Origin of the sequence: Leifsonia stereocauli, from assembly GCF_038432415.1 — a bacterium.
In the GTDB taxonomy this organism is placed as follows: Bacteria; Actinomycetota; Actinomycetes; order Actinomycetales; family Microbacteriaceae; genus Orlajensenia; species Orlajensenia stereocauli.
The window spans coordinates 915,162-930,160 of sequence record NZ_JBCAUN010000001.1 but is presented as its reverse complement, the minus strand read 5'-3'; the positions used below and the strand labels follow the sequence as shown (position 1 = coordinate 930,160).

General features: G+C 67.9%; 12 protein-coding genes. 5 read left to right on the top strand and 7 right to left on the bottom strand.

All coding sequences use genetic code 11. The features are described 5' to 3' along the window. Positions 1-34: 34 nt before the first annotated feature. The 5 genes from AADV74_RS04560 to AADV74_RS04540 all read right to left on the bottom strand — a co-directional run bounded on the left by AADV74_RS04560 (position 35) and on the right by AADV74_RS04540 (position 5,904). The gene (locus AADV74_RS04560) at positions 35-769 is read right to left on the bottom strand and encodes a type 1 glutamine amidotransferase (protein ID WP_342112255.1); all 735 of its coding nucleotides are present in this window, start codon (positions 767-769) and stop codon (positions 35-37) included. Then, positions 766-2,028 carry a MurT ligase domain-containing protein gene (locus AADV74_RS04555; protein ID WP_342112253.1) on the bottom strand — a complete coding sequence of 421 codons (1,263 nt, stop codon included), beginning with the start codon at positions 2,026-2,028 and terminating at the stop codon, positions 766-768. Before AADV74_RS04555 ends, AADV74_RS04560 begins: the two co-directional genes overlap by 4 nt. 10 nt (positions 2,029-2,038) lie before the next feature. Continuing rightward, positions 2,039-3,373: an RNA polymerase sigma factor gene (locus AADV74_RS04550; RefSeq protein ID WP_342112251.1), complete on the bottom strand. Its 1,335-nt coding sequence runs from the start codon at positions 3,371-3,373 to the stop codon at positions 2,039-2,041. Positions 3,374-3,595: 222 nt separating this feature from the next. After that, entirely contained in the window at positions 3,596-4,930 is a 1,335-nt protein-coding gene (locus tag AADV74_RS04545; protein WP_342112249.1) for an MFS transporter, read from the bottom strand. A gap of 47 nt (positions 4,931-4,977) precedes the next feature. Beyond that, the gene (locus AADV74_RS04540) at positions 4,978-5,904 is read right to left on the bottom strand and encodes a proteasome assembly chaperone family protein (protein WP_342112247.1); all 927 of its coding nucleotides are present in this window, start codon (positions 5,902-5,904) and stop codon (positions 4,978-4,980) included. A 96-nt stretch (positions 5,905-6,000) separates the two neighbouring features. On the opposite strand from AADV74_RS04540, the gene AADV74_RS04535 reads away from it, so the two are divergent. The 3 genes from AADV74_RS04535 (at position 6,001) to AADV74_RS04525 (ending at position 10,627) form a co-directional block, all read left to right on the top strand. Beyond that, the gene (locus tag AADV74_RS04535; protein ID WP_342112246.1) at positions 6,001-7,485 is read left to right on the top strand and encodes a leucyl aminopeptidase; all 1,485 of its coding nucleotides are present in this window, start codon (positions 6,001-6,003) and stop codon (positions 7,483-7,485) included. Positions 7,486-7,606: 121 nt separating this feature from the next. Continuing rightward, positions 7,607-8,980: a dihydrolipoyl dehydrogenase gene (lpdA, locus tag AADV74_RS04530; protein WP_342112244.1), complete on the top strand. Its 1,374-nt coding sequence runs from the start codon at positions 7,607-7,609 to the stop codon at positions 8,978-8,980. A 123-nt stretch (positions 8,981-9,103) separates the two neighbouring features. Beyond that, positions 9,104-10,627 (top strand): 2-oxo acid dehydrogenase subunit E2, encoded by a 1,524-nt coding sequence (locus AADV74_RS04525; RefSeq protein ID WP_342112243.1) that lies wholly within the window; start codon positions 9,104-9,106, stop codon positions 10,625-10,627. Positions 10,628-10,630: 3 nt separating this feature from the next. Here the strand turns inward: AADV74_RS04525 and AADV74_RS04520 are convergent, their stop codons facing one another. Beyond that, complete coding sequence (locus tag AADV74_RS04520) at positions 10,631-12,052, bottom strand: hypothetical protein (protein WP_342112241.1); 1,422 nt, start codon at positions 12,050-12,052, stop codon at positions 10,631-10,633. A 230-nt stretch (positions 12,053-12,282) separates the two neighbouring features. On the opposite strand from AADV74_RS04520, the gene AADV74_RS04515 reads away from it, so the two are divergent. Then, complete coding sequence (locus AADV74_RS04515) at positions 12,283-12,993, top strand: DUF4191 domain-containing protein (protein ID WP_342112239.1); 711 nt, start codon at positions 12,283-12,285, stop codon at positions 12,991-12,993. Here AADV74_RS04515 and AADV74_RS04510 read toward each other — a convergent pair whose 3' ends face one another. Beyond that, complete coding sequence (locus AADV74_RS04510) at positions 12,994-13,434, bottom strand: RDD family protein (RefSeq protein ID WP_342112237.1); 441 nt, start codon at positions 13,432-13,434, stop codon at positions 12,994-12,996. 135 nt (positions 13,435-13,569) lie between these two features. On the opposite strand from AADV74_RS04510, the gene glnA reads away from it, so the two are divergent. Then, on the top strand, positions 13,570-14,994 hold the full coding sequence (gene glnA, locus AADV74_RS04505; protein WP_056162661.1) for a type I glutamate--ammonia ligase: 1,425 nt from the start codon (positions 13,570-13,572) through the stop codon (positions 14,992-14,994). Positions 14,995-14,999 lie beyond the last annotated feature (5 nt).

Here is a 14,999-nt window from a genome sequence, read left to right as displayed (position 1 = left end):
GGCGGCTCTTCTCATTCTGAGAGTGCGCGACGGTTCAGTCGGTGTCGAGGCCGAGCCCGGTCAGGATCTGGTTGCGTGCCGCGACGGCGTAGTCGTCGACGGATGCCGCTCGCTCGCCGCGCTGGTAGACCAGGCCGCGGCGCTCGAACATCGACGTGAGCAGGTGATCGGCCAGCGCCGGGTTCTTCGCGAGCACAGGACCGTGCAGGTGCGTGCCGATGACGTCTCCCATGACGACGCCCTCCTGCGAGGAGCCGCTGCCGTTGCCGCTGCCGCTCAGCACCCGACCGAGCGGTGAGCCCTCGGCCCCGACGTAGTCGCGGGCGTGGTTCTCGAAGCCGACGATGCGTCCGAAACGGCTCGAGAGCACGAGGTCGCCACTGACGCGGTCCTGTCGGGGAACACCGCGCCCGGCGAGGATGCCGAGGCCCTCGACCACGCCGCCGATGCTGCGTTCGACGCCCCAGCTGATCAGCTCCCAGCCCGTTCCGACGGCGAGGATGGGAACACCGGAGGTCGACCAGATCCGGAGCTGCTCCTGGATCTCGAGCAGCAGGTCCCTGGCCGGCACGAGTGCGGAGTCGGAGCCCGAGCCGATCACGACGGCGTCGACGCCCTCCGGCAGGTCGGAGGCGGCCTCGACGGCGACGATCGTCGCGGTCTCGCCGGCCCACTCTGCTCGCCGGGCGAGCACGCGGGCGTTCTCGGCGTCGCCGTTCGTGTTCAGCAGGCTCGGAGCGATGACGGCGATGGTGAAGGTCGTGGTCATGCCGACTCCCCCTCGGAGGTCAGGCCGAGATGGGCTCTGGTGCGTCGCATGGAGTCGGCCGAGAAGACGATGGTCTTGACGCCGGTCGCGGGCCGGGGAAGAGCGAGGAAGTCGTCGACTGCCCGACCGAGATCCGTCTCCACACGGTCGATCTCGACCTCGTCGTAGCTGAGCTGGAGGGCGAGTTCCCATGCCTTCGAGCCGCTGACGATGTCGACGCGGGAGACGCGCGACGTGTCGACGGGCCAGAAGTACGACGGGTCGCGAACGTCGGAGCCGATGGCGAAGAGCACGGGAGCGCCGGGTTCGAGGGTGTCGATGTTCAGCTGGTAGCTCGCCGGGTTCTGCACGAGCACGAACTCGACCTGCTGACCGCGCACCTCTACGACCTCGCCGCGGCCGAACACCGGCGGGATGGAGCCGACGGCGGCGACAGCGAGATCGACGTCGAACGCCGACCCGAGGACGGCACGAGCCGTGCTCAGGGCGGCAGCGGCATCCGTCGCATAATGGACGCCCCGAGCAGGAAGGCCCACGGTGTGCTCGTCACCGTCGATCAGCATCGATGCCGTTCGGCCGGAGACGGCGCCCACGACGATGCCGGACGGATCACTGAGGCGCTCCGACGCGAGGCGTGCGTGGCCGAGGCCGTGAGGGGCGGCGTCGAGCACGGCGGACGAGACACCGAAGCGCTCCAGCCTGACGCCGGCGGGAACACTGGAGGCGAGTTCCACGAGGTAGTCGTCATCAGCGTTGACGACGACGGCATCCGTCGCCCTGGCCGCGATCGTCGTCAGCATGGCGGCGACCATCTCGGAGTCGTGGAAACGGTCGATCTGGTCGACCATCACGTTCGTGAGGGCGACGACGCGCGGCGACAGCTCGGCGGCGATGAGGGCACCGTGCCCCTCGTCCATCTCGAGGACCGCGATGTCGTCGTCGATGCGCCCCTGCAGGTCGGCCCGCTCGAGCAGAGCCGAGGTGAGTCCCTGGGAGATGTTCGCCGTCGACGGGTTGGTGAACACCGAACGACCGTGAGCGCGCAGCACCGCCACGAGCATCTTCGTCGTGGTCGACTTGCCGCTGGAACCCGAGACGATCACGAGACCGTCGCGGAACGAGTTCAGGGTCGTTGCGAGGTAGCCGGGGGCGACCTTGTTCACCACGAGTCCGGGCACGGCGGAACCACCGCCCGGCTTCCGCAGCCGCGCGAGGGTCCTGACCGTGCGACCGATGACGATCGCCGGTACGTACCGCACCAGTGGAGGCCTACTCGAGGTAGTCGCGCAGCGACTGCGACCGCGACGGGTGGCGCAGCTTCGCCATCGTCTTCGACTCGATCTGACGGATGCGCTCGCGCGTCACGCCGAAGGTGTCACCGATCTGGTCGAGGGTCTTCGGCATGCCGTCACCCAGGCCGAAGCGCATGCGGATGACACCGGCCTCGCGCTCGGAGAGGGAGTCGAGCAGGCTCTCGAGCTGCTTCTGGAGCATCGTGAAGCCCACGGCGTCTGCCGGCACGACCGCCTCGGTGTCCTCGATGAGGTCACCGAACTCGCTGTCGCCGTCTTCACCGAGAGGGGTGTGCAGCGAGATCGGCTCGCGGCCGTACTTCTGCACCTCGATGACCTTCTCAGGGGTCATGTCGAGCTCGCGGCTCAGCTCCTCGGGCGTGGGCTCGCGACCCAGGTCCTGCAGCATCTGGCGCTGCACGCGGGCCAGCTTGTTGATGACCTCGACCATGTGCACGGGAATGCGGATGGTGCGGGCCTGGTCGGCCATGGCGCGGGTGATGGCCTGACGGATCCACCAGGTGGCGTAGGTCGAGAACTTGAAGCCCTTGGTGTAGTCGAACTTCTCGACGGCACGGATGAGGCCCAGGTTTCCCTCCTGGATGAGGTCGAGGAACTGCATGCCGCGGCCGGTGTAGCGCTTGGCGAGGGAGACCACGAGGCGGAGGTTGGCTCCGAGCAGGTGGCTCTTGGCGCGGGCGCCGTCCTTCGCGACCCACTGGAGCTCGCGCCCCAGTGACGACTTCTTCTCGACCTCGCTGAGGTGCGAGAGCTTCTCCTCGGCGAAGAGGCCCGCCTCGATGCGCATGGCGAGCTCGACCTCCTCGGCCGCGTTCAGGAGCGCGACCTTTCCGATCTGCTTCAGGTAGTCCTTGACGGGGTCGGCCGTGGCGCCGGTGATGGCCGAGGAGTAGACGGGAACGTCGTCCTCGTCGTCGACGAGCGACAGCCGGAGGGCGCCGGTGGGAAGCGGCTCGACTGTGGCGACGGGCTTGGTCTCGTCATCCTCGAAGTCGTCGGCCTCGTCCTTCGTGGCGGCGTCGACGGTCTCGATGGAGGCAGCCTCTACGACGACCTCCTCGCCCTCCTCGGGCTCGTCGGCGGTGGCCTTGGCCTTGCCGCGCGTCGAGGCGCGCTTGACGGGGGCAGCGGCGGTGCCGGTGGTCTTCTTGGCCGGTGCCTTCTTCGGCGCGGCCGTGGTGGTCTTCGCTGCCGCAGCGGTGGTCTTCTTCGCTGCAGCCGTGGTCTTCGGGGCGACGGTTTCCGTCTCCTCGGTCGCGGCTGTGGCCGCGGCGGACTTCGTGGTTGGCATTCGTACACCTCTCACAGGGAGGGACGCCGGTGACGACTTCCCCCGAGTGGCCGCATCCGGGTGCCTGAGGCATCCGGTCGTGGCCGAAAATGGACATTACTAGGACCCATGTCAAGTCCGAAGTGCTCCCCCGGAGCTCGCCGCACGCGGATCGAACTGGGGGTGCCCGGAGATGAACGGGTCCTATTGACAATTATTGCACGGTTTATTAGGAGCACTCGCCTATCGGCGTTCCCCGCGGTGCTTCCACGCCTGCACCAGTGAAACCCAGATCGGCCCCACCTCTATTCCCTCGTCGGCGAGCACGCGCCGCCGCGTACGGCGGCGCGCCTCCAGCAGGAAGCCGACCCCGATGCCCACCACCACGTACTGGATGGCGAATGCCCAGCGGAACGATGTCAGCGAGTAGAGGTCGCTGGCCTCTCCGCCGGCCGTGCGGACGGCATTCTGCAGATCGAGCAGGATGCCGATGAGGAAGATCATCACGAAACTGGCGAGGAACCCGCCGACGTTGACCACGCCGTTGGCCGCGCCGAGGCTGCGCATGGGGTTGAAGGTACGGGCGAAGTCGAACCCGATCAGCGATCCGGGGCCACCGACTCCGATGACGACGAGCATGAGCATCACGACGCCGAGGGGCGGCTGGCCGGGCCAGAGCAGCAGAACCGCCCACGCCGCCCCCATCGCAGCCACGATGCCGAGCACGATGTTCGAGCGGCGCAGTGGATAGCGGGCAGTCAGGATGCCGAGGAACGGCCCTGTCACGATCCCGGCCCCCACGAGAAGCAGCAGGAGTTCCGCCGCGGTCTGCTGGTCGTACCCGAGGCCGAACACGAGGAACGGGAATCCCCAGAACAGGCTGAACACCGTGCCCGGCGACTGGGTGACGAAGTGGGACCAGAAGCCCAGCTGCGTGCCCGGCCTCTTGAACGATTCCACCAGTTGACGGATGGCGACCCTGATGTCCGTCACTCGGTGCTCGTCGCCGGTGCCCGCCGGACGGTCCTTCAGCGCGATGAAGCCGAGGACCAGCCCGAGCGCCGAGACCGAGGCGGCCGACACGAACGCCGGCGTCCAGCCGTAGCTGCGCAGGATCCAGGCGAACGGGAGCGCTGAGAGCACCTGCCCGAGTTGGCCGATGTTGCCCACCCACTGCGAGAGCTGCGGGACTATGCGGCCGCTGAACCAGGAGCTCACCAGACGGATGAGGGAGACGAAGACCGTCGCATCGCCCGCGCCGACGAGGATGCGACCGATCACCGCGAGGCCGAGCGATGGAGCGAAGGCGACAACGAGCTGCCCGCCCACCATCACCGCCGTTCCCGCCAGCATCAGCGTGCGGGGACCGAAACGGTCGATGAGAACCCCCACGGGGATCTGCATGGCCGCGTAGACGGCGATCTGCACGACGGCCAGCGTCGAGAGGGCCGCGGCTGCCACATCGAACCTGTCGGCCGCGGCAACGCCGGCCACACCGAGCGACGTGCGCTGCAGCACGGCTGAGAGGTAGAGGAACGCTCCGACACCGAAGACGACCCACGATCGGCGGGAGTTCACTGCATCGACCCTACGCCTCCGGCTGGGCGGGCGAGGGCGGATGGCGGTCAGAGACCTGTCGGCGGGTCCTCGCGGTCGCGTCGAAAGGCCAGGAACTTCTCCAGCTCCTCGGCGATGTCGTCGGCGCTCGGCACCTCGCCGTCCGAGTCGGTCAGCGGAGAGTGCAGCGTCGTTCCCTCCATGTAGCTGTCGTGACGCTCCTCGAGGTTGGTCACCAGTTTCGACAGCTCGCCGTTCTCGCCCATCTGCTCGGCAAGACGACCGACGAAGTCGCGGCCCTGCTCGCGCAGGCTGTCGGTCGGGAAGATATGTCCCGTGGCGGCGCTCACCGATTCGAGCGCCGTGATCGCGGCGAGGGGGTACTCGGTGTCGGCGAGGTAGTGCGGGATCAGCAGGACGAAGCCCACGACGGAGTCGCCGCGCTCCTGCAGGCGGTACTCGACGAGATGCAGCGCGGTCGCGGGGACCTGGGTGCGGGGCCGCCAGATCGACATCGCCTCGATCAGGTCCGTGCGGGTACCGCTCACCGTCACTCGGATCGGCCGCGTGTGCGGAACCGGCATCGGGATGGCGTGCACCCACGTCGTCGTGCTCACGGCGAACCTGTCGACGATGTCGAGCACCGCCGCAGCGAATCGCTCCCACTGGAAATCGGGCTCGAATCCCGTGAGGAGGAGGAACGGCTGCCCGAGTTCGTCGCGGGCGAGCGAGAGCGTCAGTCGCGACGGCTCGTACGCAGTCAGGTGGTCCTCGTCGAAGGTCACGATGGGGCGTCGCGCCCTGTAGTCGAGCAGGATGTCTGCGTCGAACTCGGCGATCGTCACTGTCTCGAGCGACTCGAGGATGTGCGCGGTGAACTGCGACACAGCGCTGCCGGCATCCGCGAACCCCGTCAGACCGGCCACCAGGTGCAGGCCGTCGGGGACGTCCGACGCCTCGGGGGTCAGCTCGTACAGGCCACGGGGATCACGCATCCCTCAATGCTACGGCGAGCCTCGTCGCCGACTCCCGCCACAGGCGCGGAGAGGGCGACGCCGAGAGCGAACACCGACACTGCGTACGATCGGAGCATGACTTCAGCATCCCTGTCCTTCTCCTCAGAATCCGTCACCGAGGCCGCCGTCGACGTCGTCGTCATCGGAGCGCGGTCGGTCGACGGCGCCGTGGAGCTCGTCGCCGATCCCGCCTACGCCGGCATCGCTGAGCACCTCGACGCGCTCGGCGTGACGGGCGGCGCAGACCAGCTCGTGCGCACCGTCGACACCGTCGGCGCCGCGAAGACCATCGCCATCATCGGCCTCGGACGGGGAACGGATGCCGCAGCCCTTCGCGCGGCAGCGGGTTCGGCCGCCCGCCAGCTCACCGGCGTCGACACTGTCGCCTTCGCCATCCCGACCTCCGATGCCGTCGAGGCCGCCGCAATCGCCGAGGGAGGCGCGCTCGGCGCATACGCCTACACGGCGTACCGCCACACCTCGCTCGAGAAGACGAAGACCCCGGCGTCGAGCATCGTCGTGCACACGACGTCGGCTCCCGAAGACACCGAGCAGGCTCGCATCGCCGCCGTCGCCGACGGAGTGAACCTGGTGCGCGACCTCGTCAACGCGCCCCCATCGGACCTCTACCCCGAGAGCTTCGTCGACCTGGCCGGTGACGCCATCGGCGAGCTGCCCATCGAGGTGACGGTGTGGGATGAGACCGAACTGGCCGCCGACGGCTTCGGCGGCATCCTCGGTGTCGGACAGGGATCGGCCCGGCCTCCCCGCCTGCTCAAGCTCGCCTACTCCCCCGCCGCCGCGACGAAGCACCTCGCCATCGTCGGCAAGGGCATCACGTTCGACACCGGTGGACTCTCACTGAAGCCCCCGGTGCCGATGATCGGCATGAAGAGCGACATGGCCGGCGCTGCGAACGTGCTCGCCGTCATCGTGGCCGCCGCGCGCACGGGACTGCCCGTACGCCTGACGGGCTGGCTCTGCCTGGCCGAGAACATGCCGTCCGGCAACGCCGTCCGACCCAACGACGTGTTGAGCATCCGCGGTGGCACCACGGTCGAGGTTGTGAACACCGACGCTGAGGGTCGGCTGGTGATGGCGGACGGACTGGTTGCGGCATCCGAGGAGCACCCCGACGCGATCGTCGACGTCGCCACCCTCACCGGCGCGCAGGTCGTCGCGCTCGGTCACCGCTACTCGGCCGTGATGGGCGATGACGACCTCGTCGAACGCGTGCTGGCAGCGTCGAGGATCGTCGCGGAGCCGTTCTGGCCGATGCCGATCCCGGAAGAGCTGCGTGCACGTCTCGATTCCGGCGTCGCCGACATCAAGAACGCCACGCCCGGCGACCCCGCGGCCGGCATGATGCTCGCCGCCGCGTTCCTCGCGGACTTCATCGGGAAGACCGCCGACGGTGAGTCCACGATTCCGTGGGCGCATCTCGACATCGCCGGCGCGGCGCTCAATGAGGGCAAGCTGTACAGCTTCAACGGACCCGGTGCCACCGGTGTCTCGGTGCGCACGCTTCTCGCGCTGGCGGAGTCCTACACGAGCAAGTAGTACGCTCGTAGAGGCGAGTTTCCGCTCTCGCCCACGATCGTCTCCATGAGCTCCCAACCGGATGCCGGGCAGCCGATCATGCATGTCCTTACACAGGTCTCGAAATCAAGGGAGTAGCTGGGTGTCGGAGCAGTCGTTTGACATTGTCGTTCTGGGTGGAGGAAGCGGTGGCTACGCCACCGCACTGCGAGCTGTCCAGCTCGGCTTCACCGTCGCCATGATCGAGAAGGACAAGGTCGGCGGCACGTGTCTGCACCGCGGCTGCATCCCGACCAAGGCGCTCCTGCACTCGGCCGAGGTGGCCGACTACTCCCGCGAGTCGGCCAAGTACGGCGTGAAGACCACGTTCGACGGCATCGACATGACGGCGGTGACGGCGTACCGCCAGGGCATCGTCGACAGCAAGTACAAGGGACTGCAGGGCCTCGTGAAGGCCCGGGGCATCACCACCATCGCAGGCGAGGGCAAGCTCACCTCCCCCACGACGGTCCAGGTCGGCGACGACACGATCACGGGCAAGCACATCGTGCTCGCCACGGGTTCGTACTCGCGATCGCTGCCCGGCCTCGAGATCGGCGGGCGCGTCATCACGAGTGAGCAGGCTCTCCAGCTTGACTTCGTTCCGAAGAAGGTCGCCATCCTCGGCGGCGGCGTCATCGGCGTCGAGTTCGCCAGCGTCTGGAAGTCCTATGGGGCAGAGGTGAGCATCATCGAGGCTCTCCCGCACCTCGTCCCCAACGAGGACGAGTCGGTCTCGAAGCAGTTCGAGCGCGCCTACCGCAAGCGCGGCATCGAGTTCTCACTCGGCGTGCGCTTCCAGAGCGTCACCCAGAACGACCAGGGAGTCGTCGTCACCCTCGAGGACGGCAAGACGATCGAGGCCGAGCTGCTTCTCGTCGCCGTCGGCCGCGGGCCCGTCACCTCCGGCCTCGGCTACGAGGAGGTCGGCATCACCATGGACCGCGGCTTCGTCATCACCAACGAGCGGCTCGCGACCAACGTTCCCGGCGTCTACGCCATCGGCGACATCGTTCCCGGCCTGCAGCTCGCGCACCGCAGCTTCCAGCAGGGCATCTTCGTCGCCGAGGAGATCGCCGGCCTCGACCCCATCGTGGTCGAGGACCTCAACATCCCGAAGGTCACCTACAGCGACCCCGAGGTCGCCTCGATCGGCTACTCCGAGGCGAAGGCCAAGGAGAAGTTCGGCGCCGACCAGGTGACCAGCTACGACTACAGCCTCGGCGGCAACGGCAAGAGCCACATCATCGGCACCACCGGCTCGGTCAAGGTCGTTCGTGTGAACGACGGCCCCATCATCGGCATGCACATGATCGGCGCTCGCGTCGGCGAGCTCATCGGGGAAGCCCAGCTCGCCGTGAACTGGGAGGCCTACCCCGAGGACATCGCTCCTCTGGTGCACGCCCACCCGACTCAGAACGAGGCGCTCGGCGAGGCGTTCCTCATGCTCGCCGGAAAGCCGCTGCACGCCATCTGATCCTCGGATCACCCGGGCCGCCCACGGCCTCGCTCGACAAGAACGCACGACCACTCGCGGCCTCGGCCGACCAGAACGCAATAAGCTACCAAGCAAAGAAAAGCTTGTGAAGGAGACAATCGCATGAGCGAATCCGTCAGCCTCCCGGCACTCGGAGAGAGTGTCACCGAGGGAACGGTCACCCGCTGGCTCAAGAACGTGGGCGACCGCGTCGAGGTCGACGAGCCGCTGCTCGAGGTCTCGACCGACAAGGTCGACACCGAGATCCCCTCGCCGATCGCCGGTGTGATCGAGGCGATCCTGGTGCAGGAGGACGAGACCGTCGAGGTCGGCACCCCCCTCGTGACCATCGGCGACGGATCGGGCGGAGGCGACGCTCCCGCTGAGGAGCCCGCCGCCGAGGCAGCTCCTGCCGCCGAGGCTGCTCCTGCTGCTGAGGCTGCTCCTGCTGCTGAGGCTGCTCCCGCTGCCGCTGAGGCAGCACCCGAGCCCGCCCCGGCCGCCGAGGTTCCGTCGACGGAGGCTCCGGTCGAGGCCGAGGCACCTGCCGCCGCTCCTGCACCTGCTCCCGAGGCTCCCGCAGCTCCGGCACCTGCCGCCCCCGCGCCGGTGCCCGCAGCTGCGCCCGCCGCTCCGGCGCCCGCAGCCCAGGTTTCCACGCCTGCACCCGCTGCTCCGGCTCCGGCTGCTCCGGCTCCGGCTCCGGCTCCGGCTGCCGCTGCTCCGGCAGCGCCGGCCCCCGCGTCCTCCGGCGCTCACTCGGGTGGCGGCTACGTCACCCCGATCGTGCGCAAGCTCGCGAACGAGCAGGGTGTCGACCTCGCCACCATCACCGGAACCGGCGTCGGTGGCCGCATCCGCAAGCAGGACGTGCTGTCCGCGGCATCCGGAACCGCAGCCGCCCCGTCGGCTCCCGCCCTCGAGGTCTCGCCACTGCGTGGAACGACGGTGCCGATGACGCGCCTGCGCAAGGTCGTCGCCGAGCGCGCCGTCGCGTCGATGCAGCAGACCGCTCAGCTCACGACTGTCGTCAAGGTCGACGTCACCCGCGTCGCCCAGCTCCGCGACAAGGTCAAGGGCGAGTTCCAGCAGAAGACCGGCCAGAAGCTCTCCTTCCTGCCCTTCTTCGCGCTCGCAGCCGTCGAGGCCCTGCAGGCCTTCCCGATCATCAACTCGACCGTCGACGGCGACTCCATCGTCTACCCCGGCCACGAGAACCTGGCGATCGCGGTCGACACCGAGCGTGGCCTGCTGACCCCGGTCATCAAGGATGCAGCCGCTCTCGATCTGGCCGGCTTCGCTGCTCAGATCGCCGACCTCGCGGGTCGCACTCGTGAGAACAAGCTGAAGCCCGACGAACTCGCCGGCGGCACGTTCACGCTGACCAACACCGGTTCGCGCGGCGCGCTGTTCGACACCCCCGTCGTGTTCCTCCCGCAGTCGGCCATCCTCGGCACCGGCATCGTCGTCAAGGAACCCACTGTCGTCAGCCAGGACGGCGTCGACGCCATCGCCATCCGGTCGATCGTCTACCTCGCCCTCTCGTACGATCACCGCATCGTCGATGGTGCGGATGCCGCTCGCTACCTCACCGCGGTCAAGAGCCGCCTCGAGGCCGGCGACTTCGAGGGCGACCTCGGCATCTAGGGTTCAGCCCTCGAACACCTCTCGCAACCGCCATCCGGCCTCGCCCTTCATCAGGAGGAGCGAGGCCGCTGGTGTATCCGCGGTCGGTCCGGGCACCGCGACGATTGCGGCATCACCCGTGCGCCCGATGAGGGTGATCGCGTCGGACGGCAGGAGCGGCAGAGGTGCGCCGCCCGTGGCCAGCGCGTGACGGTCCGCCTGGTCGAGGGGCGATGACGCCTGGTCCACCGCTGCAAGGCACGGCGCCTCACCGAGCTCCAGGCAGTCCTGCCGTGCTGACAGCAGGACTGCGGCAGCCGCCAGCGGGTCGTCACCCATGTCAACGAGGTCGGTTGTCGTCTCTCGCGGAGCCGCGGTCGCCGGCACGGAGGGGCTGGCGCTGACACTCGATTCGGCCGGACCTGTCGGCGCCGAGTCCGACGGGGGTGGCGGGGGCGTTCCCTGCGCTGCGGGAGGTACCAGGCTGAGGACTGCGCCTGCGCCGACGACCAGAACCGTGCCGGCGAGAATCACCGGACGCCGGTGGCGACCCACGAACGTGCGGACAACGGAGCGCATCCGCGTCGGTGTCAGGAGCGCGCGAGCCCAGCGCACTGCGCGCAGGATCGCCGGACCCGTGCTTCCGTCGTCATCGTCGTCGGAATCGGGCGGGGCCGGAGGCGCGCCGGACGCCGCGAACGGGGCCAGTCTCGCGGGAACGGCTGACCCGCCGGCCGGCCCGTCGGGAGCCGCGAGCACGACGGCACGAGCAGGTGCCCAGTCGAAGACGCGCGCCTCCAGTTCGGGCAGGCGATCCGTCAGCGGGTGCGCCCCTTCCTGAGTGCGCAGCCAGGCGAGGAATCCAGGATCGGAATGGCGTGCGAGAACGAGCACGTCGGCGATGAAGTCGCCGAGGTGACGGAGTTCGAGGCGCAGCACGTCGACACCGCTTCCGCCATCATCCAGTTCTCGCGCTGACGAGAACGAGGTGATCACGGGCCGTCCGCTCCGATCGAACCGGACCGACGACGGCACAAGCTCCCCCAGCGACCATCCCGCAGCGCGAACTGCAGCCACTGTGCCGATCACGGCGCCCAGCACTGTCACGAGCTCACCAGGCTGAGGCCGCCGTTCAGCTGCGAGCCACGTAGACAGCGTCGGCCCGTCGAGCCTGTCGAGAACGAGGCAGATCGATCCGTCGCGCAGAGTGGCGACATCGTGGAGTCGCGGCACGCAGGCAGCCGGCACCGACCCGAGGATGGCGATGTCCGCGGCGCTGGAGGCGGCGCTGGCGGCGCTGAAGAGCTTGAGGGCGACAGTGCGCTCGCCCGGCGCGCCCGCGGCCGCATCGCCGGCATGGCCGAGATGAACCTCCGCGCGGCGTCCTGAGCCGAGGCGTCTCAGCACGCGGTAGCCGGCGAGGCGCGTGGAGTCGTCACGTGTCATGCACCAACGATCACCGAGCACGACCCGTGAGGATGGACGACCGGGATGTCTGGTGAGGGCGACTCCCCGCATTCACTCGAGGGAGGAGCCCCGACGCGCGGTCTTCCGACACCGCGCGACCGCGTCGTGGCCGCCGATCCCGCCCGTCCGACACTCCGCGGTCGGCAGATTCGCCCACGGCGTGTCCTGATCCGTCACGAAGGGGCTTGACGACTCGGTATCCTTGAGCCATGGCACGCAAGTCGGACACGTCGTCCACTCCGAAGGAACCCGGTCGCTTCAAGCAGATGTGGCAGGTCTTCCAGATGACCCGCCGGTACGACTCCAATGCGGTGTGGATCATGCTCCTCGGGTTCCTCGCACCCGTCGTCGTCGGTCTCGGCTTCGCTCTCTGGCTCGGCGAGGGCAACGGATTCACCATCGCACTCTGGATCATCGCGGGCGTCCTCGGCGGTCTGCTCATCGCTCTCGTCGTGCTCGGCCGTCGTGCCGAGAAGGCTGCGTACTCGCAGATCGAGGGTCAGCCCGGCGCCGTCGGCGCCGTTCTGCGCAGTTCTCTCCGCCGGGGGTGGGTCGGCAGCGAGATGCCGATCTCGGTCAACGGCAAGACCCACGACGCCGTCTACCGCGCCGTCGGCCGCGGCGGCGTCGTCCTCATCAGCGAAGGTCCGATCAGCCGGACTCAGCGCATGCTCGACGACGAGAAGCGCAAGGTCAGCAAGGTCGTCCCGAACGTGCCGATCTCGACACTCTCGGTCGGGCCCGACGCCAACGCCGTGCCCCTGCACAAGCTCTCGCGGGCGCTCGTGAAGATCAAGCCCAAGCTGACCAAGGCAGAGGTTCACGCGGTCAACAACCGCCTGACATCGATGGCTAAGACCGGGCTGCCGATCCCCAAGGGCATCGACCCCAACAAGGTGCGCGCGCAGCGACGCGCGTAGTCAGACCCGCAGGAGGATCGTTCCGGCGATCTTGTCGTGGAAACCACGCTGGTCCGAGTCCCAGACCAGTGCTGGAAGCACGATGGTCAGCAGTACGGAACGGACGATCGGACGCCAGATCCCGACCCAGCCGCCTGCCAACGCGACAACGCGCATGCCGAGCAGCCGATGGCCGATGCTTCCGCCGATCGTCGGGATGAAGACGACCTGCAGCACCAGGAAGACCACCGGCGTCAGCCAGGTGTAGGTGAAGGAGTCGTAGCTCGCGAAGAGCAGGGTGATCAGCATCGCGCTGCCCCAGTCGATGAGGAGCGCGATGATACGGCGCCCGGCCCGTCCGACCGAACCCGATCCGTCGCGAGGAACGCCGAGGCGCTCTCCGGGATAGGCGCTGGGGGCCAGGTCGCCGAATGTCCGAGGATTTGACGCAGGGGTGCTCACTCCACGAGTCTAATGAGACGGCACGGCCGTAACATGCCTGAAACATTTGCGACACTGCAGGGAAACGGCCTCCCAATACCCTCATGAACAGTTGCGCTGTGCAGCGATCGGTTCCAGTCCTAGGAGAAGTCCTACATGTTCAAAGACTCGTCTGAAGTTCTCGCCTTCATCAAGGAGACAGACGTCAAGTTCCTCGACATCCGTTTCACCGACCTTCCGGGTGTGCAGCAGCACTTCAACATCCCGGCGTCGACTGTCGACGAGGAGTTCTTCACCGTCGGGCAGTTGTTCGACGGTTCGTCCATCCGCGGATTCGCGAACATCCACGAGTCGGACATGCAGCTCATCCCTGACGTGACGACCGCCTACATCGACCAGTTCCGCATCGAGCGCACGCTCATCATGGTCTTCGACATCTACAACCCGCGCAACGGCGAGATCTACTCGAAGGACCCGCGCCAGGTCGCCAAGAAGGCCGAGAAGTACCTCGCCTCGACCGGTATCGCCGACACCGCGTTCTTCGCCCCGGAGGCCGAGTTCTACATCTTCGACGACGTTCGCTACGAGGTGAACCAGTACTCGAGCTTCTACTCGGTCGACTCGGAGGAGGGCGCCTGGAACTCCGGCCGCAAGGAGGAGGGCGGCAACCTCGCGAACAAGACGCCGTACAAGGGCGGCTACTTCCCCGTCTCCCCCGTCGACAAGACGGCCGACCTGCGCGACGACATCTCACTCAAGCTCATCGACGCCGGCCTCATCCTCGAGCGCTCGCACCACGAGGTGGGAACCGGTGGTCAGCAGGAGATCAACTACCGCTTCGACACCATGGTGCACGCGGCCGACGACATCCTGAAGTTCAAGTACATCGTGAAGAACACGGCCGAGCAGTGGGGCAAGACCGCCACGTTCATGCCGAAGCCGCTGTTCGGCGACAACGGCTCGGGCATGCACACGCACCAGTCGCTCTGGAACGACGGCAAGCCGCTGTTCTACGACGAGGCCGGCTACGGCGGACTCTCCGACCTGGCCCGCTGGTACATCGGCGGCCTGCTCAAGCACGCCCCCGCCGTGCTCGCCTTCACGAACCCGACGGTGAACTCCTACCACCGTCTGGTGCCCGGCTTCGAGGCCCCGGTCAACCTGGTCTACTCGGCCGGCAACCGCTCGGCATCGATCCGCATCCCGATCACGGGAACGAACCCGAAGGCCAAGCGCATCGAGTTCCGCGCACCGGATGCCTCCGGCAACCCGTACCTCGCATTCGCGGCCCAGCTCATGGCAGGCCTCGACGGCATCAAGAACCGCATCGAGCCGCACGAGCCCGTCGACAAGGACCTCTACGAGCTGCCGCCCGAGGAGGCCAAGAACATCCCCCAGGTTCCGGCTTCTCTGGGTGCCGCTCTCGACGCCCTCGAGGCGGACCACGAGTTCCTGCTCGCCGGTGGCGTGTTCACCCCCGAGCTCATCGAGACGTGGATCGACTACAAGCGCGAGAAGGAGATCAAGCCCCTCGCGCAGCGTCCGCACCCGTTCGAGTTCGAGCTCTACTACGGCGTGTAGTCAGC